This window comes from Paenibacillus sp. WG02 (assembly GCF_055396115.1).
This window is the reverse complement of the sequence record NZ_AP036016.1, coordinates 1995516-2021817: the sequence shown is the minus strand read 5'-3', so window position 1 is coordinate 2021817 and position 26302 is coordinate 1995516. Positions and strand designations below refer to the sequence as shown.

At 45.1% G+C, this 26302-nt stretch carries 20 protein-coding genes and 2 pseudogenes; 4 read left to right on the top strand and 18 right to left on the bottom strand.

Features of this window, described 5'->3' with window-relative positions:
• Positions 1-50 precede the first annotated feature (50 nt).
• Positions 51-1652: a helix-turn-helix domain-containing protein gene (locus tag ACBP55_RS09575; RefSeq protein ID WP_464651067.1), complete on the bottom strand. Its 1602-nt coding sequence runs from the start codon at positions 1650-1652 to the stop codon at positions 51-53.
• A complete protein-coding gene (locus tag ACBP55_RS09570) occupies positions 1645-3459 on the bottom strand; it encodes a sensor histidine kinase (protein ID WP_464651065.1) in 1815 nt (604 codons plus the stop codon). Before ACBP55_RS09570 ends, ACBP55_RS09575 begins: the two co-directional genes overlap by 8 nt.
• Positions 3460-3885: 426 nt before the next feature.
• Between ACBP55_RS09570 and serC the strand changes: the two genes are divergently transcribed.
• A complete protein-coding gene (serC, locus tag ACBP55_RS09565) occupies positions 3886-4974 on the top strand; it encodes a 3-phosphoserine/phosphohydroxythreonine transaminase (protein ID WP_464651064.1) in 1089 nt (362 codons plus the stop codon).
• Positions 4975-4998: 24 nt separating this feature from the next.
• Positions 4999-5673, top strand: coding sequence for a YdeI/OmpD-associated family protein (locus ACBP55_RS09560; protein WP_464651062.1), 675 nt, complete (start codon positions 4999-5001; stop codon positions 5671-5673).
• An 86-nt stretch (positions 5674-5759) separates the two neighbouring features.
• Here ACBP55_RS09560 and lpdA read toward each other — a convergent pair whose 3' ends face one another.
• From lpdA to pdhA, 4 genes and pseudogenes are all read right to left on the bottom strand, one after another.
• A complete protein-coding gene (gene lpdA, locus ACBP55_RS09555; protein ID WP_464651060.1) occupies positions 5760-7175 on the bottom strand; it encodes a dihydrolipoyl dehydrogenase in 1416 nt (471 codons plus the stop codon).
• 4 nt (positions 7176-7179) lie between these two features.
• A complete protein-coding gene (locus tag ACBP55_RS09550) occupies positions 7180-8511 on the bottom strand; it encodes a dihydrolipoamide acetyltransferase family protein (RefSeq protein ID WP_464651058.1) in 1332 nt (443 codons plus the stop codon).
• A gap of 31 nt (positions 8512-8542) precedes the next feature.
• Positions 8543-9524: pseudogene (locus tag ACBP55_RS09545) on the bottom strand (alpha-ketoacid dehydrogenase subunit beta).
• A gap of 55 nt (positions 9525-9579) precedes the next feature.
• A complete protein-coding gene (gene pdhA / locus ACBP55_RS09540; RefSeq protein ID WP_029197705.1) occupies positions 9580-10662 on the bottom strand; it encodes a pyruvate dehydrogenase (acetyl-transferring) E1 component subunit alpha in 1083 nt (360 codons plus the stop codon).
• Between the two features lie 262 nt (positions 10663-10924).
• Here pdhA and ACBP55_RS09535 point away from each other — a divergent pair, with 262 nt between their 5' ends.
• Positions 10925-11656 (top strand): alpha/beta hydrolase, encoded by a 732-nt coding sequence (locus tag ACBP55_RS09535; RefSeq protein WP_464651056.1) that lies wholly within the window; start codon positions 10925-10927, stop codon positions 11654-11656.
• 56 nt (positions 11657-11712) lie between these two features.
• On the opposite strand, the gene ACBP55_RS09530 is transcribed toward ACBP55_RS09535, so the two are convergent.
• Both ACBP55_RS09530 and ACBP55_RS09525 read right to left on the bottom strand, forming a co-directional pair.
• A complete protein-coding gene (locus ACBP55_RS09530; protein ID WP_464651054.1) occupies positions 11713-12264 on the bottom strand; it encodes a lipoate--protein ligase family protein in 552 nt (183 codons plus the stop codon).
• Positions 12265-12328: 64 nt separating this feature from the next.
• Entirely contained in the window at positions 12329-12508 is a 180-nt protein-coding gene (locus ACBP55_RS09525) for a lipoyl protein ligase domain-containing protein (protein WP_464653274.1), read from the bottom strand.
• A 268-nt stretch (positions 12509-12776) separates the two neighbouring features.
• Here ACBP55_RS09525 and ACBP55_RS09520 point away from each other — a divergent pair, with 268 nt between their 5' ends.
• Positions 12777-14045 (top strand): ATP-binding protein, encoded by a 1269-nt coding sequence (locus ACBP55_RS09520; RefSeq protein ID WP_464651053.1) that lies wholly within the window; start codon positions 12777-12779, stop codon positions 14043-14045.
• Here ACBP55_RS09520 and ACBP55_RS09515 read toward each other — a convergent pair.
• The 10 genes and pseudogenes from ACBP55_RS09515 to alaS all read right to left on the bottom strand — a co-directional run bounded on the left by ACBP55_RS09515 (position 14031) and on the right by alaS (position 25867).
• On the bottom strand, positions 14031-15845 hold the full coding sequence (locus ACBP55_RS09515; protein WP_464651051.1) for a peptidoglycan D,D-transpeptidase FtsI family protein: 1815 nt from the start codon (positions 15843-15845) through the stop codon (positions 14031-14033). The genes ACBP55_RS09520 and ACBP55_RS09515 overlap by 15 nt on opposite strands.
• A 151-nt stretch (positions 15846-15996) precedes the next feature.
• Positions 15997-18162: a methyl-accepting chemotaxis protein gene (locus tag ACBP55_RS09510; RefSeq protein ID WP_464651049.1), complete on the bottom strand. Its 2166-nt coding sequence runs from the start codon at positions 18160-18162 to the stop codon at positions 15997-15999.
• A gap of 187 nt (positions 18163-18349) precedes the next feature.
• Positions 18350-19621, bottom strand: a complete 1272-nt coding sequence (locus ACBP55_RS09505) for a peptidase U32 family protein (RefSeq protein WP_464653273.1) — start codon at positions 19619-19621, stop codon at positions 18350-18352.
• Positions 19622-19659: 38 nt separating this feature from the next.
• The gene (locus ACBP55_RS09500) at positions 19660-20589 is read right to left on the bottom strand and encodes a peptidase U32 family protein (RefSeq protein ID WP_464651047.1); all 930 of its coding nucleotides are present in this window, start codon (positions 20587-20589) and stop codon (positions 19660-19662) included.
• Between the two features lie 46 nt (positions 20590-20635).
• Positions 20636-21733, bottom strand: coding sequence for an endolytic transglycosylase MltG (gene mltG, locus ACBP55_RS09495; RefSeq protein ID WP_464653272.1), 1098 nt, complete (start codon positions 21731-21733; stop codon positions 20636-20638).
• Between the two features lie 89 nt (positions 21734-21822).
• Positions 21823-22119, bottom strand: a complete 297-nt coding sequence (locus tag ACBP55_RS09490; RefSeq protein ID WP_029196896.1) for a DUF1292 domain-containing protein — start codon at positions 22117-22119, stop codon at positions 21823-21825.
• Positions 22116-22424 (bottom strand): DUF1292 domain-containing protein, encoded by a 309-nt coding sequence (locus ACBP55_RS09485; RefSeq protein WP_029196897.1) that lies wholly within the window; start codon positions 22422-22424, stop codon positions 22116-22118. Before ACBP55_RS09485 ends, ACBP55_RS09490 begins: the two co-directional genes overlap by 4 nt.
• Positions 22425-22430: 6 nt before the next feature.
• Entirely contained in the window at positions 22431-22847 is a 417-nt protein-coding gene (ruvX, locus tag ACBP55_RS09480) for a Holliday junction resolvase RuvX (RefSeq protein ID WP_029196898.1), read from the bottom strand.
• A gap of 18 nt (positions 22848-22865) precedes the next feature.
• Entirely contained in the window at positions 22866-23126 is a 261-nt protein-coding gene (locus tag ACBP55_RS09475; protein WP_028555746.1) for an IreB family regulatory phosphoprotein, read from the bottom strand.
• 112 nt (positions 23127-23238) lie between these two features.
• Positions 23239-25867: pseudogene (gene alaS / locus ACBP55_RS09470) on the bottom strand (alanine--tRNA ligase).
• Positions 25868-26302: the final 435 nt, after the last annotated feature.

Here is a 26302-nt window from a genome sequence, read left to right as displayed (position 1 = left end):
GCTCAAAATAAAAACTCCACTAGTCAAGAAGTGGAGAATTCCTATTATGCCTATAGCGGGAGGCTCTCAATCCCGAGCCGTTTGCGAAACTCGGTAGGAGTTTCCCCTGTATACTTGCGAAAAAGTTGGCTGAAATATCGCTGATCCTGGTAACCGACTTGTACGGAGACCTCATAAATTCTAAGACGAGGATTCGTAAGAAGCTCCTTTGCTTGTCCTACACGTATCAAAGTCACGTATTCGAGAAAACTGGTTCCAACCTGCTTTTTGAACAGCCGGCTGAAGTAACTTTCACTCATATGGTAGCGCTCTGCGATACCTTGCAGAGAAATATCCTCCGCATAATGCTCTCGGATAAACAGTTCGATCTCCTCGAATCCACTCTTCTTTTGTGGATCGGATAGCTCCGCACATTGCCGGTTCCATTCAAATAACGTATCGTTTAAGCGAATCAGCCATTGTTCTAGAGAGTCATCCACTCGCTCAGCTGATGTTAAGAGAAACCCGCTATCGATAACAATGTTATGCAATTCGCTATCTCGCAGTAGGAGGGAATTTAACGTTACGATAAATTCGAAAAAGCTTCTTCTTGCCGTAAATCCATCTGCATGGAGGTGTATGAGATGCGAATACCACAACCCGGTTTGGGCTTCGATGGATGAAGGATTTCCCCATTTGACTAATTCGATCAATTCCTTCAGCACGGTGTGATTGACACTCACCGTTTCTTGCTGCCTTTCGATATCCTCAAACCAAATCATTTTCTCGCCACCTAAAAAGACAGTTTGATACATGGCACGCATGGCTTGAATATAGGCAGCCGGAATCATATCTATCGTTGTAAACGAATGGCTTACCGTTAAAACACATCTTTGCGCAAAAGAAGATAATAACACCATTAGGCTATCAAATAAGTCGGCGAGATCGCCTCGCTCGATTTGCCGATTGGCCAAAAACGCATACCGCGTCTCGTTTATTCGCACCAAAGTAAGGGTGGACAGCTCTTTGATCCGTTCCTTGATCTGATCTCGCAGCTGGCGGCTGTCAGTCCCCATGTCTTTAAGACCGTCCATTTGCAGCAATAAAACGCGATATGGAGGGATAACAACTCCGCCATCTGTATGTTCTAACCCCGTGCCGTACTCTACAAACCATTCTTTTTCAAGCGTCCCCGCATAATCCAGCATAAGATCATAGAGAACCTTTTCTTCTATCAGTGGCTGCTCCCATCCATACTTAAGCTTCAATCGCTCCTGCTGTGATTGCAATCGGCGTTCCTCATCGAGCTTTGATGTTATACGTCCAATAACTTGGATGAGCTCGTCTGGATTGGTAGGCTTGAGCACAAAATCAGCAGCCCCCAGCTTAACTGCCTTCTGGGCATATATAAAATCATCGAAGCCGGTAAGAAATACAATTTTCACTTGCGGCAGCAGCTCTGCCACTTTCTCAGCAAGCTGAATGCCGTCCATCGCAGGCATCCGAATATCCGTCAACAGGATGTCCGGCGGGTTAGCTATAATTCCTTCTAAACCTGCTTGTCCGTCCCGTGCTTCGCCAATCAAGGTGCAGCCCATGTCTTCCCAAGGAATGGTCAGTTTCAGTCCTTGCAAGACGAGCCACTCATCCTCCACGATGAATAGGTTATACACGATGATCCACTCCTGAGCGCATAATGGGAATTTCGATAAGTATTGTCGTTCCTTGCATAATCTCACTCTCGATTTCGAAACGATAGTTTGAGCCGAAATAAAGCTGAAGGCGTTTCATCGAGTTTTCCAGTCCAATACCCGTATTCTGCTCACTATCCGATACGTATTTGCCACTTAGGATACGCTCCACCATATCGGATGACATCCCTACACCGTTGTCTCGGATTTCGAAGCGTACACATTCCTCTACCCGCCATCCCCTAATGGAAAACTGCCCTTTTCCTTGTTTGATCTCTAATCCATGCGTGATGGCATTTTCCACGATCGGTTGAATCAGCAGTTTGAGCGTATATAAGGATTCGATTTCTTCATCGATATGAATCTCGACTTCCAGCTTATCCCCGTAGCGCATCTGTTGAATGAATAGAAAGTTACGGATTTGATGCATATCTTCCTTCACTTGGATGAAGGGTTGTCCTTTGCGGATACTAAACCGCAGCAGCTCTCCAAGTGATATAACCGTTTGACTAATATCCGTTATTTTATGAATACGTGCCATCCAATTGATCGAATCCAAGGCATTATAGAGAAAATGCGGGTTGAATTGGGCATGAATCGCCTTGATTTCCGCCTCCTTCAACATCAATTGCTTCTTGTAGACCTCATCGATCAACTGCTTGATCCGCTGTACCATTTTATTAAAGCTAAGACCTAACTGCCCGACTTCATCCCTATATTTGGAAGAAAATGCGACGTCCATGTTGCCGTTTTCCACCAGATACATCAGCGATTTCAGCTTCCTCAGAGGGTTTGTAATCGTCACCGATAACACATAGGCAACCCAGCAGGACACTACGCCGAACAAGATCATAATAAATAACATCAAATTACGGATGCTGCTGCTTTCCTTTGTCAAAACGGCAACCGGTACTATACTAACCAGCTTGAATCCCGTAATCTCAGAGGTATCGTAAACGACCATAACAGGCGCAGAATCTTTGCTGGCTGGCTCGAAAAACCCTTTGTTACCTGATAAGACTTTATCTAAATAAGGTTCGTTTAACTTCGTTCCCACGATATGTTTGGATGGCGTACTCGAAATGACATACCCATTGCGATCCAACAGCAGCATTTGTCCGCCAGGCTGTAAATGGGCCTTGTTATACTTGTCAGCCAAAGCATTTTCCATAATATCCACGACCATGAAACCAAGCGGTTTGTTCGTTTCAATCTTCTTCAGCTGCCTGCCACTGCTTAAAACAATACCAAAATCCTCTGTCTTCTTCATGCTGTAATGCGTATCCCATATAACATTGCCGCCGGCTAGCCGCATTTTACGAAATAATCCCCAATTCAAGTTATAATCGTCGTACTGACTAGGAAGAAGGTTGCCTGTAAAATAACGATCCCCGTTCTCCCCGAGCAAGTATATGGCTATATTCCAGTTTTTGAAACCCAGGAAGGTATCGAGAATATCATACACCCTCTTCTCATCCTGCTGCTTCTCCGCTAACGTTCTGCCCTGATCTTTCGACAGTATATCTTGTATTTCTCTATTACTATAAATGTACATGGTCAACTGTTCGATATCTTTCACGAAATAATTCAAGCTGTAATTCACTTGAGACAAGCTTTCAAGAATCGTCTTGCTCACTTGCGTTTGTACGACCTGTGACGATTTGTAATAGGAGAAGGTTCCCAGGATAGATAAGGGGATTATAGCCAACGGAAGGAATAGGATAATGAGTTTTTTCTGAAGGCTTGTCCCAAGTAAATAGTTTTGTAATCGATTTCGTATTTTGGACAAAACCTCACTCCTTCCGTTTATTTTCGTATTTATTATCTTTATCCAATGAATTCTCTTCACAGACAAGAGTACAGGACAATAGTAGGAACTTCAACCCCTGTTTGAAAAACGAAACGACTGAAATCTCACCAAAATGATTGACCTTTTCTGCAAATAAGCTTATACTTCTACTCAATATCCATACCTGATCGTGCCTATGATGAGAATCCAACTCGGAGGCGTTTTCGCCAAGAACAACCCTTTGCGTTCAGCAAAGTCAGTCATTCTAAGTTAACCGGCACCGCCCGTTACCGCGGAACCAAGTGGAGAAGCATTCACCAGAATGTTTCTTAAATTGGGTGGCACCGCGAGCAAACGCTCCTCGTCCCAATCGGATGAGGGCGTTTTTTGTTCGTTTTACCACATTCATACGGGAGGTAATTAAAAATGACGAAAAGACGGTACAATTTTAACCCAGGACCCGCTGCACTGCCTTTGGAGGTACTTGTAGAGGCACAAGAGCAATTCGTGGACTACCAAGGGACAGGTATTTCACTGCTTGAAATGTCTCATCGAAGCCGCACGGTTGAGGATCTGAATCAAGAAACCCAGCAGCTTCTTCTAAAATTGCTCGACCTGCCTAGCGGGTATGAGGTGCTTTTTATGGGCGGAGGGGCAAGTACACAGTTCGCTCTCCTTCCGTTAAACTTTTTAAATACGAATCAGACGGCCAACTATTCATTAACTGGGAGCTTTTCGGAAAAAGCTTATAAAGAAGCTTCTTATGTCGGCCGCACACATATCGCGGCAAGCTCCAAAGACCAGCAATGGCGCTGTATCCCTGAGTTATCGGCAGACCAACTAGCACCTGATTCAGCCTACATTCACATCACCATGAACAACACGATTGAAGGTTCCTCTTACAATGCAATTCCGGAAGTGGGGAGCACGCCTCTTGTAGCCGATTTAACGAGTGAGATACTGAGTAGAAAGCTGGATCTAGAGAGGTTTTCGATGATATATGCCGGTGCTCAGAAAAATCTCGGACCAGCAGGCGTTACAGTTGCAATCATCCGAGATGAGTGGTTAGAGAAAGCGTCCAAGACGATCCCTGAGATCATGCGCTATGAAACATTCGCCAAAAATAAGTCACTGTTCAACACGCCGCCTGTACACGCCATTTACATGATGAATTTGGTTCTAAAATGGGTAGTGAACAAAGGCGGCGTAAAGCAATTAGAACAGCTTAATCGCATAAAATCTGCCCTTATTTATGATGTTATTGATCAAAGCGAAGGATTCTACAAGGGAATCATCGAAGTTAACCATCGTTCACACATGAATATCACTTGGCGCATGGCCAATGAAGGAATTGAACGGCAATTTATCGAAGAATCAGAAGCTAATGGCTTTGAAGGTTTGGCTGGCCATCGAAGTGTTGGAGGTCTGCGTGCTTCGGCATACAATGCTGTTCCCTTAGAAGCCTGTAAGACTTTAGCCGATTTCATGGTAGATTTCGCACGAAGAAATGGTTAGATCATAAAGAAATGAGGAAGTTCAGTGGAAAACGCACTCGCTAAGAAGCTACGTTTAGGAAGCTGTAAACGAGCACTCATCATGAACGCGCCGGAGGGGTATATCGAGATGCTGAATCCCCTCCCTGAAGGCGTTCTGTTGACAGACCAAATAGAAGGCACTGAGGCTTATGACTTTGTCCAGGTATTCGTACATACGCTTGCTGAGGTACAGCAGTTGGCACCCAAAGCCATTAAGGCCGTTACACCTGAGGGCATGTTGTGGATTAACTATCCCAAAGGAACCTCCAAAATTAAAACGGACATCAATCGCGACTCTGGCTGGCAGACGGTCACCGATTTGCAGTTTGAAGGCGTGAGTCTGGTGTCTATTGACGAGACATGGTCAGCTATGCGGTTTCGCCCTATCGGTCTCGTGAAGACGCCGCGCAGCGAACGATTAGCTAACCGGGCTAATACTAGTGCTAATGCGGAATCAGCTGCCGGTGAGAAAGTTGTTATTGTTCCGGATGATCTCGCGGAAGCTTTTCGAGCGAATCCAAAAGCAGCTGATTTCTTTGCATCGCTCTCCTACAGTAATCGTAAGGAATACGTGCAGTGGATTACGGAAGCCAAACGTGAGGAAACACGCAGCACTCGAGTCGTCAAGACGGTAGAGAAGCTGTTGCAGGGGATCAAAAATCCAAGATTCAAAGAATAAAATAAAAGAGTCCCGTAGAGCGGCTAATGCCAAACTCTCGGGACTTTTTATCTAAAGGTAAGAGAAACTAAAGAAATAAAACCTAATTATTTACCAAGTTGGTGAATTGGGTGACCAAGCGCACCTTCCGCCGCATCCATGATCATTTCTGTCAATGTTGGATGTGCATGAATCGTAAGTGCGATGTCTTCCAAGTTAGCGCCCATCTCAACCGCAAGAGCAAGCTCTCCGATCAAGTTAGATGCTTCTGGACCAACGATTTGACCACCAAGCAGTTGGCCTGTTTCTTTGTCGCCGACAAGCTTCACGAAGCCTTGACCTGCGTTCAATGAGTTAGCGCGACCGTTAGCGGCATAAGGGAATTTACCAATCGTTACATTGATGCCTTGTGCTTTGGCTTCTGTTTCACTCAGACCTACGCCAGCAATTTCCGGATCAGAGAATACAACAGCAGGCATTGCTTTGTAATCTACGATGCTGGAATGACCCGCGATTGCTTCAGCAGCCACTTTAGCTTCATAGGAAGCTTTGTGTGCCAATGAAAGACCAGGTACAACATCACCAATCGCGAAAATATGCGGAATGCTCGTTCTACCTTGGTTATCGACTTCGATCAAACCGCGATCTGTCATTTTCAAGTTAATAAGATCAAGACCAAGCTCGCCATCTGTGTTAGGACGACGGCCAACGGTTACTAATACGTAATCCGCTGTTACTTGCTTCTCTTCGCCTTTTACTGTGAACGTGACAGTAACGTCATTTTCTGTCTTCGTGCAGGATTGTGCCAAAGCTTCGGTATGAACCTCTACGCCAACTTTATCCAGACTGCGTGCAACAAGCTTCGTAAATTCTTTCTCGAAGCCTGGAAGCACATGATCGGAACCTTCAAGCACGGTTACTTTAGTACCGAACTTCGCATAAGTTTGACCTAGCTCGATCCCGATGTAGCCGCCGCCGATAACGACCATGCTTTTCGGAATTTCAGGCAAGTTCAACGCTTCCGTGGAAGAAATGATTCTTCCGCCGTAAGGGAATGCTTTCAGCTCGATCGGACGGGACCCCGTCGCGATAATGCAGTGCTTGAAGCGGTAGCGAGGAGCTTCTGCATCATTGAACACACGCGCTTCATGCTCATTGATGAACATCACTTCGCCTTGGAACATTTGGATCTTGTTGCCTTTGAGCAGCGCGCTAACGCCGCCCGTTTGTTTCGCAACAATGCTGTTTTTCCATGCTTGTACTTTTGCAAAGTCCACTTTCACGTTCTCTACAGAGATACCCATGCTGTCAGCATGCTGTGCATGTTCATACGTGTGAGCGGCAGAGATCAAGGCTTTGGAAGGGATACAGCCGCGGTTCAAGCACACGCCGCCCCATTCCGCTTTATCAACAATAAGAACGCTTTGCCCGAGCTGAGCAGCACGGATGGCTGCAACGTACCCGCCGGGACCTGCACCAATAACCAACAAATCAATATCTAAAGAAGCATCTCCTACTACCATGCTTTTACACCTCCAAGACGAGAAGCTCTGGATCAGCCAGAAGCTGTTTGATGTAGTTCAGGAAGCTTTGTGCTGTCGCTCCATCCACGATACGGTGGTCAAAGCTCAAGGAAAGCGCCATAACCGATGCTGCAACGATTTGTCCGTTTTTAACAACTGGTTTCTCTGTGATACGGCCTGCACCCAGGATCGCAACTTCAGGGAAGTTGATAACCGGTGTGAAGAACATACCGCCTACGGAACCGATGTTCGTAATGGAGATCGTGCCGCCTTTCATTTCGTTTGGAGCCAATTTGCCTTCGCGTCCGCGAACAGCAAGATCTTTAATCGAAGAAGCGATCGACCATATGTTTTTACGGTCTGCATCATGGATAACAGGAACGAGCAAGCCGTTGTCTGTATCTGTTGCAATCCCGATGTTGTAGTACTTTTTGTAGACGATTTCTTGTTTCTCTTCGTCGATCATCGCGTTAAGCGCTGGGAATTGACGGCAAGCCGCAACCAATGCTTTCACGATGAAAGGCAGGTATGTTAGCTTCACGCCTTTTTTCTCGGCGAGTGGCTTCGTGCGCTCACGCAGTGCGACAAGTGCAGAAACGTCGATTTCGTCCATCAGTGTCACGTGCGGAGCCGTGTACACGGATTTCACCATAGCGTTCGCGATAATTTTACGGATTCCTTTGAACGGAACCCGCTCTTCGACGCGATCACCCACGACAACCTGCTGCGCTGCCGCAGCAGGTGCTGTGCCGCCAGCTGCTACTGATGACGCAGCTGGTTCTGCTGCTTCCGGAGCTGCTGCTCCAGCTCCGTTAAAGCCGAGCACGTCCTCGCGCGTTACGCGGCCGTGCTTACCTGTTGGCGTCACCTCTGCGAGTGTGATGCCTTGCTCTCTTGCCAGCTTGCGTACGCTAGGCGTCGCAAGCACTTCGCGGCCCGCGCTAACGCTTGGCGCGGCTTGTGCTGGAGCAGCCGCTGCAGGCGCTGCTGCAGGTGCCGTTGCTGCCGCCGCTGGGGCAGCAGTTGGAGCCGCTGCAGCTGCAGGCGCAGCGTGGCTGTCGTTCTTGTGATGCATAGACTCCGCAGGCATCTCGCCTGTCACATCAATCGTCATAACGAGCTCGCCAATATTGCAAATTTGTCCTTCCTTTACGGCAACGGAAACGACTTTACCTTCAACCGGACAAGGAACTTCAACGACCGCTTTATCGTTCTGTACTTCCATAAGAATCGATTCGTCTGTTACGGTGTCACCCGCTTTAACTAACAGCTTTACGATCTCGCCTTCATGTATGCCTTCACCAAGTTCAGGGAACTTGTATTCAAACAATGCCACGTGCACAACCTCCTATTACCTTCGACTGTGATTAGAATTCGAGTACTTGATTAATGCCTGCAATGACACTTGCTGGACTAGGCAACCAAGCGTCTTCAATTTGAGCGAACGGATAGATTGTATCTGGAGGAGCAATACGCAATACAGGAGCTTCCAGATGCAGAATTGCTTTTTCATTAATCTGTGCAATTACTTCTGCCGCTACACCAGATGTTTTTTGCGCTTCTTGTACGATAATCGCACGGTTTGTTTTCTTGATCGAAGCTACAATGGTTTCGATATCAAGAGGAATCAGTGTACGCAAGTCGATAACTTCAACTTTCACACCTTGTGTTTTCTCGATCTCTTCCGCCGCTTTTACAGATGTGTGAACCATAGCGCCGTAAGTAATAACCGTCACATCTGAGCCTTCGCGAACAACGTTCGCTTTACCAAGCTCAATGGTGTATTCGCCTTCCGGTACTTCTGCGCGGAATGCGCGGTATAAGTTCAGATGCTCCATGAAGAAGACAGGGTCATTATCGCGAATCGCGGAAATGAGCAGTCCCTTCGCATCATAAGGGTTGGAAGGAACAACAACTTTAATACCTGGCGTTTGAACAAGTAAGCCTTCGAGTGCATCCGTGTGCAGCTCAGACCGCTTTTACCCCGCCGCCAAATGGCGTACGGAATACGATTGGCGAGTTGTAACGGCCGCCGGAGCGATAACGCATACGAGCTGCTTGCACGCAAATTTGGTCAAGCGCTTCATAAATGAAGCCTACGAATTGAATTTCAGCAATCGGACGGAAGCCTTGAACACCAAGACCGACAGCAAGTCCGCCGATAGCAGATTCAGCAAGAGGCGTATCGAATACGCGATCTTCGCCGAATTCTTTTTGTAAACCTTCCGTAGCACGGAATACGCCACCAACATGGCCAACGTCTTCACCGAACAAAATTACATTGGGATCTCTTTCCAGTTCAACGCGCATTGCGTCTTTTATCGCTTGAATCATCGTCATTTGTGCCATGACTTCTCCGTGCCTCCTAAGAGTTTTTCGCCAGAAAAACTGGCATCGCAATCATCTATTTATACGCTTGCTTCTGTTCTTCAAGATGTGCAGGTGTTACTTCGAACATAGAGTCAATTAGGCCTGGAACCGTCATTTTCTCTGTTTCTTCCGCTTTTTTGATATGCTCAGCAACTGTTGCTTTCGCTTCTTCTTTCACTTGCGCTTCTTCTTCTTCGCTCCAGAGGCCTTTTTTAGTCAAGAACAGACGCATACGCGTAAGCGGATCTTTAGGCTCCCAATCACTTTCTTCATCTTTGGTCCGGTATTTCGTCGTATCATCCGCCAAGGAATGCGGACGGTAACGGTAAGTTAATGCTTCAATCAACGTAGCGCCTTCGCCTCTGCGTCCTCTTTCAGCAGCTTCAGTTACAGCTTGAACAACAGCCAATACGTCCATTCCGTCAACTTGCACACCTTTGATACCGGCAGCAAGTGCTTTATGCGCAACAGAAAGTGCTCCTGTTTGCTTCGAATAAGGAGTTGTAATGGCGTAACCGTTGTTTTGTACAAAATAAATGACAGGCAGCTTGAATGCTCCTGCAAAGTTCATGCCTTCGTAGAAATCGCCCTCGGAGCTTCCTCCGTCGCCTGTGTACGTGATGGCTACACGCGGTTGGTTACGTTTCTTAAACGCCATAGCCACACCGGTAGCATGTAAAATTTGAGCCCCGATGATGATTTGCGGCATTAATACGTGTACATCCTGCGGAATTTGTCCGCCGTGTTGATGACCACGGGAATACAAAAATGCTTGATAAAGCGGAAGTCCGTGCCAAACAAGCTGTGGCATATCACGGTAACCCGGGCAAATGAAATCGTCTTTATTTAATGCAAATTCACTACCGATCATCGAAGCTTCTTGTCCGGATACCGGAGCATAGAAACCAAGACGTCCTTGGCGACCGAGATTAACTGCTCTTTCGTCCCAAACGCGAGTGAATACCATTCTTCTCATTAATTCTTTCAATTGGTCGTCACTAAGTTTAGGCATTTTGTCGGAATTTACAATTGTGCCGTCTGGAGCTAGAACCTGTAAAGGCTCAACCTTCTCTGTGGTCACTTCATAATTCGCTTGGCTGACAAGTGGCTTACTCATACCATTTCACCTCTTATATGATTTTGATGCCTGCTAGCTTCACTTCTGTTATAGTATTATTATAAACCTGTTTTTGTGAATTGTACACCAGCATCCCTGTACTATATGACCTTTTTTCATTAAAGTGAATAGTACAGTTACCGAAAATGTATAATACAGTTAACATAAAATTTACAACTGCTATAATACACATTACCCTCTAAACGACAGGCTTACACTTCCGCACCAATATATCTAATGAGAAAGTTAAAGGAGCGAAACCATGTCGGATGACTCTCGCTTTTATAAAAGAACAATTGTGAAAGATGAACTCACCTCTGTTCTTCTCGGAGAAAATCGCTCCCTGCGTATTTATCTCCCTCCCGGTTACAACGAACTGCTCTCCTATCCGGTCATTTATTGCCAAGATGGTGAACAATTCTTTAATTTCGGCCGAATTGCGACTACGATCACACGTTGCATTCTAGATGAAGGCTTGGAGCCTGCCATTATCGTCGGTGTCGATGTGAATAACAGCAACCGTACTTCGGAATATGCGCCTGAGGGTGAACGCCATGATGCGTACTGCCGTTTTTTTGCAGAGGAACTCCTCCCTTATGTAGAAAGCCGATATCCGATTCGATCGGAACGGAACGAACGCATTGTCGCGGGCGATTCCCTCGGGGGGACAGTGTCCTTGCATCTCGCCTTAGATTATCCTAGCCTTTTTTGCCGTGTTATATCCTTATCGGGCGCATTTTTCGACATTACCAGAGAACGTATCAAAGCAGAGGACGACTTGTCGTGGCTGGAGCTGTATATGTTAATTGGCTTGGATGAAACAGATGTAAAAACGGAACGAGGGACTTTTGATTTCGTCAGAGAAAACCGACTGGCCAAAGCTGAGATGGAAAATAAAAAGGTAACCCTTCACTATATCGAGAAACCAGGGAAACATTTATGGGGATTTTGGCAAGGAGAGTTGGATGCTGCTCTTCATTATTTTCTAGGATGATGACGATGAAAAGCGGTCCACTTTCCGTCTACTGACGCGAAATTGGGCCGCTTTTATTACTGTTTAATCGCATAACGCTGCTTCAAAAGCTCCATCATGCTCTGTATCTCTTCTTCACTCGGGTAACCCGGAATATCCTTCGGGTGCACTCTCACACCTTTGGCGGCCATCATCTGTACCAAATTGTCGGTGAAACGCTCCGCACTTAACTCTATTTGCAAGCATTCAGATAAACTCGCCATACTCCCTGGCGCCACTACCGGATAGTCGTTAGGTGATGCTGAACCCGCCGCGCGCTCATAAAAGCCTCTGGCCAGAGATGCTTTCTCTTCACCCAAACCTTCCACGATAATGAATGCTTGAACTGATAAGGCATGCTGTTGTCTACGCTGAGCAATACCGCAAAATTTACGTCCACCGATACTTAGATCGAATTCCCCCGGACAAAATGAACCCATCACCTCACCTTGATCAATACGGTTGGTAATTGTGCTCATGACATCTCTTATCAAAGCTACCATCAGATCGAAATCCTTGCGATGCTCCATGTCACCCGCGCTTTTCGGTAACAACAGGGATACATTCACGACGCCCAAATCTAGAGGCACTGCTGCACCCCCAGAGTTTCTTACAGCCGTATCATAGCCTTGGTTTAGCAGCCATTCGTTAGCTTCAGACCGCTTTGGGGAGACGACTATCTCTCAGTCCCATCACAAAGGCTCGTGGATGCCTCCAGATGTGTAGAATCGGCGGTGCTGCTTTACCTATTGCTCGGCATAAAAGTTCTTCCAGAGCAAAAGCATATAAGATCGGTTGCCTTGCGGTTTCACCGGTTCGATCATGAAGGACCATTGATGCGGGTAGTTCTAAAGTCGTCATTTGCTTAATCTCCTGAGCCTACAATTTGTATCCATGTACAGAATTGTAAGCGATACAAGCTTATGCTGCAATAAAGAGCATGTATTGGAACAGTAACATTTTTCCTGAAAAATGGATATACAGCAAGTTTCCGTCAGAACTTGTCAAAAAACATCAAAATTTCGGAAAGAAATCAAAGGAATTTCAAGTTTTATGTCGAAATAAAAATAAACCCAAATTTTTAATTAAGTAGGCGAGATCCTTGAATGTAATTGACGATTTACTACTCAATATACTAGCTTTAACACTCCCCATCTTGCTTTGTCATATTTTAGTGCTGGATCGACCCGGTCCCTTCCGCTTTAATCTTACGAACCGAGCCTTTATTGGGCTCATTTGTTCACTAGCAGCCATATTTAGCATTTCTCATCCCTTTTTCACAACAACAGGCAACAATTTCGATCTGCGCACGATCCCTTTACTGATTGCTTTCCTTTATAGCGGCATACGTTCAGGACTTGTAGTCTCCGCAATTATTCTAGCCTATAGCTACTATGTCGACGGTTCTGATTTTTTATGGATTGTTACGTTGTCTGCTTTGCTTGTACCCTTCATCTTGGCTTTCATTGCACTTAGCAATTGGAAGCACCTAACCCCCAAAGTGATGTTTCCAAGTCTTCTCGCTTTTATTAGCGCTCTAGCAACTTTCTGTATGACGATGCTTTATCGTATTGTTTCGAATGTACCCGTTGATAAAAGCTTTCTACTATACGGCTTATTGTATTGTATGGTTCAAATGTTGACGATGTGGATGTTAACCTATTTAATTGTTCGTATCCGCGAAAATGTAGCGATGCGCCAAGAAGTCCAGCGTTCCGAAAAGCTGAATGTATTAAGCGAATTAGCTGCTTCAGTCGCCCATGAAATTCGCAACCCGATGACGGTTGCCCGCGGCTTTATGCAAATACTCAACCAGTCCGAAGTGACCGAAGAGAAGAAACGCATCTATACGAACATGGTTATTGAAGAAATCGACCGAGCACAAAGCATTATTACAGATTACTTATCTTTCGCTAAACCGCAAGCCGAGAAGCTTGAAGAGGTGGATGTGTCCACGCTGTCGCTCAAATTAAGCAATCTCATCAATCCTTACGCGTCAATGCGCGGTGTAGAAATTTATATCGATATGGAGTCTTCTCTTCTGGTAAAAGCCAACAGTGAAAAAATGATACAATGCCTAGTAAATTTAACGAAAAACGGCATCGAGGCAATGCCTAGCGGAGGAACGCTGCTAATAACAGGCTTCAAGAAAAGCGCTAAAGTCATTTTACAAATTAAAGATAACGGTATTGGCATGACACCTGAGCAGGTGAACCGTCTCGGAACACCCTTTTACTCAACGAAAAATAAAGGAACCGGTCTAGGCATGATGGTCTCCTATCGAATCATCAAAACATTTGGCGGACTCATCGAAGTAACAAGCCAGCCAGAGCAGGGAACTTGCTTTACGATTTCATTACCTACCGTTTGAGTCACTTGCCAAAATATCCATAATTCCTTTGAACAATGGGATCGACTTATTGCTCTCGGTTGGATCCAAATTTTTAATGACAACAGAAACCGCATATTTCGGTGAATCAACAGGTCCATAACCAATAAACCATTGATTCACCTTTTCTTGTTTACCAATCTCGAGTTGTGCTGTACCGGATTTTCCAGCCAGCTTCCACTTGGCATCCTTTAAGCCTTGTCCAGTTCCATCGGTTACCACTTCTCTCATCCAGTTTACTAAAGTGCGACTGGTTGCGGCAGATACCCGCCCCGCCTCAGATTTTAATAATTGAACAGGAAATTTCTCCATGACACGATCTGTCTGATACCGAACTTCTTGTACAACTCTTGGTGAATAACCCTTTCCGCCATGCAGCAAGGTAACAATCATATTAGACGCCTGCAAAGGGGTCATCCTGACATCTCTTTGACCAATGGCTGTTTGCATAAGCACTCCCTCATCATTATGCGGCGTATGGGCCCCAAACAGCTGTCCGTTCTCTTCTGTATCCAATTGACGTAGCATTTGCTCACTGTCCGTCTTCCCCGTCCAGCCTACTTCATCCAATACACCAAGCTTATGTGCATAGCTCTCCAATTCAGCAGGTGTCAACCGCTGCATAACTTTGGCAAACACAATATTACAGGACTGCGCATAGCCCTGCTCTAAAGTTAAAGGCCCATGTCCGTCTTTCCTCCAGCACGTAAAGCCATATTTCCCAAGGGCGCCTTCACAATTGAAAGTTTCTTTGGGATCAACAACCCCTTTATCTAACGCGGCTGCTGCAACAATAGTTTTGAAAATCGAGCCAGGAGCCGTCGCCTTGAGCGCATAATTGCTCCAGTTATTGCTAGCTAGATCGACTTCTGTCTGATCAAAGTTGGGTCTGCTCGCCATCGCGACGATATCTCCTTGTGCCACTTCTTGAACAACCGCCGCACCGTCACGAATATTTAGCTTATCCATAAGGGTTTCAATTCGCTGCTGCACACTTAGATCCAGAGTCGTCACTAATTTGACTGGATAAAAAGTATTGTCCGGTGCAATCATCCGGGCATCTAGTCCAGCCAATGGTCTTTTTCCTGCGTCTGTAAAATAAGAGATTGACGTCTCACCAATACCTCGAAGCCACAGATCGAACGTTTTCTCAAGGCCCGCACCTCCGATTTTCGAGGTTAACGCAACCTTTCCTTTCTCTAGATCCGCACCGTAGATACTCATAACTCTATCCGGATTTTGCCCAATAAACCCGATCAATTGCCGCGCTGTCATGCCTGACGGATAGCGATCCTCCATCTTCACGACTTTCAAAAAGGGTAAACCGAGGGCATTAATTTGCTTCTCCTGTTGATCACTTAACTCTACCGGTTTTCCCCCCTCAATCGTGCGCCATACTTGCGGCTCTTTCAAATCACGAGAGAAAGTAACCCACCCAGCTGTATTTGTCCGCAAAATACTAGCCAACTGGTTTATTTGCTGAGGATTACCTTGGTAGTAGCTATTTATAGGAAATGCCACTAGGGCTTTTATGATTTTTCCCGTCATCGGTTTTAGATCACGGTCTAAGATTTCCCCACGTCCGCTTTCCAGTACAAGGGCACGCTGCCTCTGTACGACCGAGTTTTTGACCAAATTAACTCCTCGTGAGGAGTAGCTTTCCGCAGTCGCAATTTGTATCCAAAAAAGCTTGCCAACGATCCCTATAAATAAGAGTAAGATCGTGAGGAGAACAAGAAAAATTCGGCGTTTTTCAAAAGACGATAATTGGTTAATCCTCATGCTAACGACCCCTTTAACAAACAATGACTACTATTGCTTTCAGTATTGACATTCCTGATCTTGGTCAAACTGTCCGATTCACGTTAAAGTTCAATAAAACAAAAAAAGTCCACCCTCCAATATGGAGAGTGGACTACGTATTCTATGATGACTATACTTCGAACTTGGATAAAGTGTCGTTCAGCGATTTGGATAGCTGATCCAGCTTGTCCGACAGTTTAACTAAACCGTCGCTGATGCTAAGCTGTTCTGAGCTCAACGAAGCAACTTCCTCCGATGTAGCCAGGGATTCCTCAGCTACCGCACTGACATTCGTCATGGCATCGGACAGTACGACTTGTGATTGCTCGAGAGTGGAGATTGAATCACTTACCGTACTTAGCTGTGTAATGAATCCGCCCATGTGGTTCGTTACTTGTTTGAAGATCGTGTCGGCTTCTTTTACAGCTAATATTTGTTCTTGGAAAATTGGTGTTGCCGTCGAAAGCACTTTCACCGTCTCATCAATTTCTTTCGTGATGGTTTCTGTAATTTGACCTACGACATCAATGGATTGTCTGGATTGATCCGCTAGTTTACGAATCTCATCCGCAACCACCATGAAGCCTTTACCCGCTGCACCAGCACGTGCGGCTTCAATCGTCGCATTCAAAGACAAAATATTCGTTTGCTTCGTCATATTATTCAGAACATCCAGTATCTTACGAATGGAACGAGTACTGTCTTTCAAATTATCGACTTTATCAACCATCGAGCGGATCATTTCTTCTGTCAGGTTCGTTTTCGAAATAAGCTCAGTCATATACTTCGTTCCTTGCTCACTGGAGCTTTGAACATCAGCAGCAGCTGTTCCCATCTCGAGGTTAGCTTCGATTACCTGCTTCATTTGCTCGCCTATATGATACGTCAACTCATTGCCTCTCTCCGACTCCGTCGCCAATCCTCCGGCACCATTGGAAATCTCATCTGTCGCCACCGCAATTTCTCTTGCAGCTGTGGCCGTTACCTTCGAGGAATTCGTTAACTCTTGCGCTGTTTCGAAAACAGCCTTAGCAGAAGTGCTTGTTTGTTGAACCAAGGTAGTAATCTGCTGCATCATCACGTCAAAGCTGGCACCTAGTTGTCCAATTTCATCTTGCGAATTGTAGTTCGCACGCACGGTAAGCTTTCCTTTAGCACCTTGCTGCATCAAATTACGCAGATTAATCAAAGGACGTCCGATCATTCTAGCTACGAATAATCCAATTAGTACTGCAGCGATTGCCGCAAACAAGGCGATTAGAAGCGTATAGTTGAAGATTTTCTTTGCATCCTTTACAAGTGAGCTCACAGGTATATCGCCAACTAGATTCCAACCGGATACGGCCGATTTATAATAGGCAACCAAGTGATCGTCTTTTGTCGTAAAAGAACCGTGTTCTTCATCTAGCTGTTCTTTCGTCAGTTTGATCTCAGAATCTTTTTCAAGTTCCGTAATTTCTTTATTAGCTATGTATTTATTCCCTGCATTCGTAATAACAACCTTACTATCATCGCCTAATGACATCCCAGTTAGCTCTTTAGTCAGTAGATCTGTGTTAAGCTCTATGAGAAGAATGGCTGATGTGGAATTCGTAAGTGTATTTCTCATCACACGACCAATGGCAAATGTGTTGGACGAGCTGCTGGAATACCCTTTGACTTTACTATCTAACCAAGTCACTTTTCCACCGTTCTCAACAATCTTCTTAAACCAATCATTCGAGCTTGAATTGTCGCTAAATGCCGTTCCTCCAGAGCCTGTAATGACAATCAGTTTACCATCAGGTCTGTAAAGATGAAGCGTTTTAATTGCTTTGTTCGAGAAAGTAACGATATTCAATTTTTCTGTCAATTGACGAGTAACATCAAGAGCTTCGTAAGAGGAAGGATCTAAGTTAGGAATTGACCCAAGCAAATCCTGCAGATCCTTGTTAAGCATAATTTGCAGAGATACTTCATCAAAAGTTTGATAAAGGAAATCTAGTTTTTGCCCGGCCTGTGTTACAGTTTGTAGACTGGATTCAGACACTTTGTTCTTAATCACATTTTTCGATACCGAGTAAGAAATCATACCCACAGTAAGGACGAAAAAGAGAATGCTTACAAAAAACATTAAAAACAGCTTCATACCTACGGACTTCACAGGGTTTTCTACCTTGACTTGCTTCATTTCTTTAAAAGCACTCGAACCCATTTGCCTTGATTTCTTGCTAGCCACGCCTACAATACGCCCCCACGGAACATTACGAATTGCCTGAACTGCTTTGTCTAGAATACTTTGAAGTTTCTCTTTCATTTTGTCACCGCCATTAGTTTCTACTTCCTGCCTTTATCTTACTTTTGGACTAGAATGTAAAGGGTTCACTTTACGTTTTTTAATAATTTCGACAACCTTTACCATTATCCTGCAAATTTCGATCTAGAATAAATAAAAAAAGAAACTTTCTCCAATATACTCGAGTCTGGAGGAAGTTTCCATGGTACTATTTTCCTGTTTTCTTACGCATCATATCCCATTTTTTTACAGGCTTTTCCGTTTGTAATTTAATCATTTGAAGTGGATGTCTAGCTGCATCTAACTCTTGGCCATCTTCGTTTCGTATAATGCCAACATTTTGCTTAAAATGCGTACCATCCGGCCCGAAAAATTCAATTTCTTGGCCAGGCTTGAAATGATTTCTTTGCTGTATGAGCGCTGTGCCCGATTCAGCATCATACCCCATTACCAGACCAACAAAATCAAATCCAACGACTTTATCCTCTGGCTCAAAAATATGATCCTCATGTCCGGGTGCTTCATAGAAGAAACCGGTGTTCAAAGGTCGGTTTGCCGCTTTATATATTTCATCCTGCCACACAGGGTTGACCTCGAAATGCTCTGGGTCTTCAAAGTAAGAATCAATGGCTTGGCGATAAGCATTAACAACCGTAGCCACATAATGAATGCTCTTCATCCTGCCTTCAATCTTGAAGCTATCTACGCCGGATTCGATCATCTCCGCAATATGTTCAATCATGCTCAGATCCTTCGAACCCATCGTGAAAGCATCATCTTCCTCGCCAAACATAGGCAAATCCGTGGCCAAAGGAGCAGAGAGAGGTTGATCCTTGGCAAATAAATCGTACTTCCAGCGGCATGATTGCGAACAGCCGCCGCGATTGGAATCGCGATCAGTGAAATGATTAGAAAGCACGCATCTGCCCGAGTACGAGCTGCACATTGCCCCATGTATGAAGGCTTCAATTTCTACATCAACATGAGCTTTAATCTCATCAATTTCTTCCATGCTGACTTCGCGGGCTAGAACAACTCGCTCAATGCCCTGATCCTTCCAAAACTTCACGGTTTGCCAGTTCATAACGGATTGCTGAGTACTCACATGAACCTCCAGCTTAGGCGCTACTCTTCTGCACGTCTCCATAATAATTGGATCAGCGGCAATAATAGCAGAAATCCCAACCTCTTGAAGTCCTCTCAAATAATCATCAAGGCCTTCTATATCCTCATTATGAGCATAAATATTCGTTGCTACGAATACTTTTGCCCCGTATTGATTGGCAAACTCTACGGCTTCGCGCATTTCCTCCAGTGAAAAGTTATCCGCGTTTGATCGGAGACCATACTTCTGACCACCGATGTAAACCGCATCTGCGCCGTAATGGATCGCAAATTTCAGCTTCTCTAAACTGCCTGCCGGAGCCAGTAATTCCGGTTTGTTAAGCCTAACACGTTTTCCTCTAGCACGGGCTTCTATGGCTGTCGTCGTCACGAAAACGCACCTTCTTTCCTCTATCAATATACCTGTTCTTTGTAGAAAAACCCATATGACAATTCACGTTCAGGATCTTGCAACTTAACTATCGCATCCAGCCATTCCTGTTGAAAGCTATATCCTTCAGGATCAGCAGCATAAGCATCAATTACAGCCCGGTAGCTTCTCACAACCGTTTCGTTATACAGAGAAGATTTCAAAAGACCTTCGATTTTCAAGCTATCTATGTGACCATCCATAAGCTCAGGTAAATTTTCCAGCATACAGATATCTTCTGAACTCATGATGTGCGTGCCATTGCTATCTTCGTATACAGGGTAACGCTGATCGCGGCGTTCGTGTTCAATGAGGAAAAGCCCTCGCTCGATGGAACGATCCTGGTTAGCTGCATCTTTCCCTTGATGCTCGATATAATTTTTCACAAGCTCACGCTTAGAGTGATAAATATTGGTGATGCCATGCACTTGTACTTCAATAGCCAACTCGGCTTTCTCTTTAAAAGCCAAAACCTGCTCCATATTTAGTTCTCTGGCTAGAACCACACGGGCAGCTCCTTGTTTAGCCCAATAGTTCGCAGTCGCATAATTGGTTGATGTCATCTCTGCATTCCAATGCAGCGCTAGGGGCTTAGGTAAACGACGGGCAGTCATAAGTACCGCTGGATCACCGAAAATGACAGCATCCACACCGTACTCCTGTAATTTAGCTAAATAATCAAACAACCCTTCGAGGGCATTATTGTCGAAAATATTGTTTACTGCAACATATACTTTAGCCTTCTGTTCATGTGCCCAGGACACAGCTTCCTGCATTTCTTCCAGCTTCACTTCTCCAGGCAGACGCATGCCGTAGCGCTCTTCGCCAATAATAACCGCATCCGCGCCTGCTTCGATTAATCTTTTCAGTTCTGCCACAGTGCTGCAGCTTACTACTAACTCTGGTTTTTTCAATTGCTTACCCTACCTTCTGTCAGCTTCCTATCAAATGATCGTATTCCTAATTCGCAGCCTTCTTGCTTTCTGCAATATTCTTCTTATGCTCTTCAAAAGTTTCTGCGAACAAATGCCCTTTGGTTCCATCCTTCTTTGTTACGTAAAATAAATACTTCGTCTCTTCCGGATAAATAGCTGCTTTCATCGAAGCTAGGCTCGGACTAGCGATGGGTCCCGGTGGCAACCCTGTGTTTAGATACGTATTATAAGGACTTTGTATTTGTAAATCCTTCTCCAGCAATCTCTCTTTGGACTTATCGAATAAATATTGTATAGTTGCATCAATTTGCAGAGGCATATTCTTCTTCAACCGGTTCTGAATAACGCCGGATACAAGTGCACGCTCTTCATTCACAACCACTTCACGCTCTATTAAAGAGGCGATGGTCAACATCTGATGTACGGTAAGTCCGCGCTCCTTGAGCTTGTCCTTCCAGTCTGGAGGAAGAGTTGCCAGCTTCTTATCCAGCTGCTGCAGTGTTCGCTCAATGAAATCTTGTTCCGTTGAGTCCTTCTTAAACTCATATGTTTCTGGGAACAAATACCCTTCGAGACGATGTTTGATGCTTTTATTATCAGGAATCGTTGCGATCGCTTCTCCCTTTAAACCAGCAGGCGCATCCGTCATTTGTAGAAAAACTTCCTTTTTCCAAGGAGTCTGCTCACTTAATTTGGCTGCAATCTGATCAATGGTATAGCCCTCAGGGATCGTAATACGGATGACTTCTTCCTTCACGGTCTCCCCTTTATTCAGCTTATTAATCATTTCTTCAAATGTCATGCCCGGTTTCATACTGTACTCGCCTGCTTGAAGTCTGGAGCCCATTTTCTTCACCTTTAAATAATACGTAAAAATTGTAGAATTTTTAATAAGTCCCTTCGTCTCAAGCTCCTTGGCGATTTGCAAAGATCCCGCGCCTTGTGGGATTGAAACTCTTACTTCTTGCTCTGAAGCAGCTACAGGCTGGAGGGCACTCGCGATATACAATCCGATGCCGCCTGCAGTTCCAATGATAATGAGCAGCAATAGTCCAAAGATTAGAAGGATGAGCTTAAGCTTACTTCGTCTAGGCTTATTCTGTTCATTCTCTTGTTCAAGCATCTTGTTCACAATAATCCTCCTAAAAGTTTTGCTTTATACCCCAAAGCAAACAAAAACGAGCGGATGCGCTCCGCTCGGTTGTATGCTTCTTACAATTCATCCTCTTTTGGAAATACCATCTCGTCGTAGAGCTCCGAAACGGTTTCCCATTCATCGTCGTCCTCGATAGTTTCCAATTCATACTGCCCATCGCTATCTGTCGTCACTCGGAAAACAGCAACCTCGTCTTCCTTCTTGAGCTCATCGGATTGCAGAACAGCATACGTATAATTTCCATAAACGAATTCTTTAAGAAGATGATACACCGTTGATTCATTTTGCTCATCAAACAAAATAATATCATCCCCGTAAGTTTTGCGCAATACGTCAGAAGGCGTCGTACTCATGCTTCTTCTTCCTCATCGAATTCTGCCATTAAGGTGTTGAATGTTTCTTCAACGATATTCCATTCTTCTTCATCCTCGATGGTGAACAGCTTCAAATCCTCGCCTTCATCATCCTCTTCGTAGCGAAATGCGTAAACTTCATCGGATTCTTCATCTCCGCCGTCAGTCGGCACTACCATCATGTACTTCTTATCTGAACCGTCCACTTCGAATTTCATGATAACCTCGAACTCTTCTTCGTTGCCTTCATCGTCCGGGATGTAAATGATTTCTGGTTGTTCTTCATTCAATTCTTCTTTGGACATGTTCGTTCACCTCTTCATATTGGCATCCATGTAACCTTGTAGTATGAGCTGTGCGGCCATTTTATCAATAACCTGCTTGCGTTTCTTCCGACTCACATCAGCTTCTAGAAGTGTACGTGTCGCAGCTACGGTCGTTAACCGCTCATCCCACAAGTGTACAGGTACACTTAGTTTTTGCTCTAATTCTTGCGAAAATGCGATAGCAAGCTCGCCGCGTGGCCCAATTGTATTGTTCATATTTTTGGGTAAGCCTACCACGATTTGAGTAACACCATACTGTTTGACAATGGCCTCCAGCCGAGCGATGTCTTCTCCAGGCTTACGACGATGTATGACTTCAAGCCCTTGAGCCGTCCAACCCAGCTCGTCGCTCATTGCAACACCAATCGTTTTGTCCCCATAATCCAAGCCTATCCATCTCATGCCGGTTCTCTTTTCCTTCTATTTGTGTTGACCTAGATAAGCACGAACTAATTCTTCAATGAGTTCGTCCCGTTCCCGTTTACGAATGAGGCTCCGAGCATTGTTATGCCGTGGAATATAGGCAGGATCTCCGGAAAGCAAGTACCCGACAATCTGGTTGATCGGATTATACCCTTTTTCCTGAAGAGCATCGTACACCGCTAATAACACATCTTTGGGCGATGTCTCAATTTCTTCTGCCTTTACGTTAAACTTCATCGTTTTATCCATGGAACTCATCAGGAGCACCTCACTTTCCTTGTGATACCTTTGCAAATTAATTGAAAATCAATCCATGTATACTGGTTATATTCTCTATGGGTTTAAAAATTCCTGTCCCACAGAAAAATAATTATGCAAATTGGGAAAGAAGTCCTTCAACTCCGGACAAGGCAGCTTGCAATTTGGATGCATCCTTACCGCCTGCTTGCGCCATATCCGGGCGACCGCCTCCGCTGCCGCCAACAGCCTGAGCCACTTCTTTAATGATTTTACCAGCGTGGAAGCCTTTAGTCACAAGATCTGGCGTGACAGCAGCTACCAAATTGACTTTGTCATCCGTGGCAGCGCCGAGTACGATAACAGCGGAACCTAGCTTCGTCTTCATCTCATCCACAATATTGCGAAGTGAATCCATATCCGCTGCATTGACTTGTGCAGCCAGCACCGAAACCCCAGCAATTTGCTTCACTTGGTCTGTAAGAGAACCCGCTTCGATTCGCCCAAGCTTGCTGCGCAGCGACTCGTTTTCACGCGCCAGTTCCTTCACTTGCTGAAGCGTAGCTTCCACACGTTTAGGTACATCTTGAATATTAGATTTGAGTAAGCCCGCAGATTCTTTCAGTAATTGCAATTGTTGATCAAGATATTCATACGCGCTCCGACCAGACACCGCTTCGATCCGACGTACACCTGAACCGATACCGGACTCGCTGACGATTTTGAATAAGCCAATTTGGCCCGTATTCTGAACGTGGCAGCCGCCGCACAGCTCTAAGCTGTAATCGCCAACCTGCACAACGCGCACGATATCACCGTACTTCTCGCCGAACAACGCCATAGCTCCCATGGCTTTCGCGTCAGCGATTGCTTTGAGCGAAATATCCACATTCGTGTTGTTCCAAATCTGACGGTTCACACGCTGCTCTACATCCTGCAGCTCTTCACTGCTAATGCTTCCGAAATGCGAGAAGTCAAACCGCAATCGGTCAGGTTCAACCAAAGAACCCGCTTGGTTAACATGCGTTCCAAGCACTTCTTTAAGTGCTTTATGCAGCAAATGTGTCGCTGTATGGTTCTTAATGATGTCCCCGCGTTCAGCGGCAGCAACAATAGCTTCTACTGAATCGCCTTTGCGAAGAACACCCGACACAACAAGAACTTTGTGAACGTGCTGGCCATGAGGCGCTTTGATAACATCTTCAACCTTCAATGACACTTGGTTACTTCTAATTATACCATAATCACTGACCTGACCGCCGCTTTCGGCGTAGAAAGGAGTGCGATCCAATACGACCTGACAGGTCTCACCAACTCCGACAATGTCAACGAGTTCATTCTCATGAACGATCGCCACGATACTAGCAGTAACTACCAATTCATTATAACCAACAAATTCGCTTTTAATCGTCAATTCAGACAGCGGTCCACCTTGAACCTTCATGCCGCCTTCTTTATGACTGGCCGCTCTAGCACGGTCACGCTGTTCCTGCATGGAAGCATCAAATCCTGCACGGTCAACCGTTAGACCCTTCTCAGAAGCAAAATCCTCGGTCAAATCGAAGGGGAAGCCATACGTATCATACAGTTTGAACGCGTCCAGGTCCGCTGATCTGATTCGTGCCCGCTTGACGTGTTTTTTCTACCATCTCAGCTAAAATGATCAAGCCATCGCTTAACGTTTCATGGAAACGCTCCTCTTCGGTTCGGATGACCTTCTCGATAAATTCTCGTTTATCTACAACTTCCGTGTAGTAAACGCCCATGATTTCTCCAACAGTAGGCACGAGCTTATGAAGGAATGGCTTATCAAGTCCAAGTACTTTGCCGTATCGTACAGCGCGTCGCAGCAATCGGCGGATAACATAACCGCGACCTTCATTGGAAGGCAGAACGCCATCACCAACGGAGAAAGCAACGGTGCGGATATGGTCAGCAATGACTTTAAGTGCAACATCGTGTTCATCGTTCACATGATATTTCACACTGGTAAGCTCACACGTTTTATCAATAATAGGCTTAAATAAATCCGTGTCAAAGTTCGAATCCACATCTTGCAGAATCGAAGCGAAACGTTCTAATCCTGCACCTGTATCAATATTTTTGTTAGGAAGCGGCGTATAGCTGCCGTCCTTATTATGGTTGAATTGCGTAAACACGAGGTTCCAAACTTCTAGAAAACGCTCATTTTCCCCGCCTGGCCAGCATTCCGGATCAGACAAATCACCGTATTTATCACCGCGATCATAGAAAATCTCTGTACAAGGACCACATGGACCCTCGCCAATATCCCAGAAATTATCTTCTTTGAGCTTATAAATACGCTCTTCAGGTATACCAATTTGTTTGTTCCAAATTTCAAAAGCTTCCTCATCATCTTCATGCACAGTGACGGAAATACGATTCGGATCAAAGCCGATCCATTGCGGATCCGTCAAAAACTCCCAAGCCCAAGGAATAACTTCTTTTTTAAAGTAATCTCCAATGGAGAAATTCCCCAGCATCTCAAAGAACGTATGATGACGGCGTGTTTTACCTACATTTTCAATATCATTGGTACGAATACATTTTTGGGCATTCGTAATCCGCGGATTTTCAGGAATTTCGCGTCCATCCAAATACGGTTTTAAAGGAGCAATCCCCGCATTAATCCACAGCAGGGATGGGTCGTTATGTGGGACGAGCGAAGCGCTTGCCTCAACCTTATGCCCTTTACTTGCAAAAAACTGCAGCCACTTGGAACGTATTTCACTTGCTTTCATCTTGTTCAAGCCTCCATATTTATCAATTGTTTGAAAAACAAACAAAAAACGCCCCTGTAACATACAGGGACGAATAATCGCGGTACCACCCTGGTTATTGTATCCGGCTCACCCTCGCTTACAGCAAGAGGAAACAAACGCAATCTCCTTGTGCGGATTTGTAACGGGTCCAACCGGTGGAGTTCATCCACACTCCGAAACGAGCTTTGGGCCATCCTAGCACCGAAAGGTTCTTCCAGCCGCTACTTGCAGTAACACTGCTCTAGCGGAACCTTCTCTCTGACGATGGACTATGGCTTACTAAAGTTTCATCAACGCTTTCAATTCAGATATAGATAAGGCAAATTATAACTATATGCTAGTACCCTGTCAATATTCATAAGCATTTTTGGGCTTGAATTCCATCCCATGTAACGAATATTAGTGCAACCAAAC

What these genes read in the sequence shown, in the direction of transcription:
- ACBP55_RS09485 (WP_029196897.1), bottom strand. Translation starts at nt 22,424, where the DNA reads ATGTCCAAAGAAGAATTGAATGAAGAACAACCAGAAATCATTTACATC.
- serC (WP_464651064.1), top strand. Translation starts at nt 3,886, where the DNA reads ATGACGAAAAGACGGTACAATTTTAACCCAGGACCCGCTGCACTGCCT.
- pdhA (WP_029197705.1), bottom strand. Translation starts at nt 10,662, where the DNA reads ATGAGTAAGCCACTTGTCAGCCAAGCGAATTATGAAGTGACCACAGAG.
- ACBP55_RS09510 (WP_464651049.1), bottom strand. Translation starts at nt 18,162, where the DNA reads ATGAAAGAGAAACTTCAAAGTATTCTAGACAAAGCAGTTCAGGCAATT.
- lpdA (WP_464651060.1), bottom strand. Translation starts at nt 7,175, where the DNA reads ATGGTAGTAGGAGATGCTTCTTTAGATATTGATTTGTTGGTTATTGGT.
- mltG (WP_464653272.1), bottom strand. Translation starts at nt 21,733, where the DNA reads ATGCTTGAACAAGAGAATGAACAGAATAAGCCTAGACGAAGTAAGCTT.
- ACBP55_RS09475 (WP_028555746.1), bottom strand. Translation starts at nt 23,126, where the DNA reads ATGAGTTCCATGGATAAAACGATGAAGTTTAACGTAAAGGCAGAAGAA.
- ACBP55_RS09525 (WP_464653274.1), bottom strand. Translation starts at nt 12,508, where the DNA reads ATGGTCCTTCATGATCGAACCGGTGAAACCGCAAGGCAACCGATCTTA.
- ruvX (WP_029196898.1), bottom strand. Translation starts at nt 22,847, where the DNA reads ATGAGATGGATAGGCTTGGATTATGGGGACAAAACGATTGGTGTTGCA.
- ACBP55_RS09515 (WP_464651051.1), bottom strand. Translation starts at nt 15,845, where the DNA reads ATGAGGATTAACCAATTATCGTCTTTTGAAAAACGCCGAATTTTTCTT.
- ACBP55_RS09535 (WP_464651056.1), top strand. Translation starts at nt 10,925, where the DNA reads ATGTCGGATGACTCTCGCTTTTATAAAAGAACAATTGTGAAAGATGAA.
- ACBP55_RS09490 (WP_029196896.1), bottom strand. Translation starts at nt 22,119, where the DNA reads ATGAGTACGACGCCTTCTGACGTATTGCGCAAAACTTACGGGGATGAT.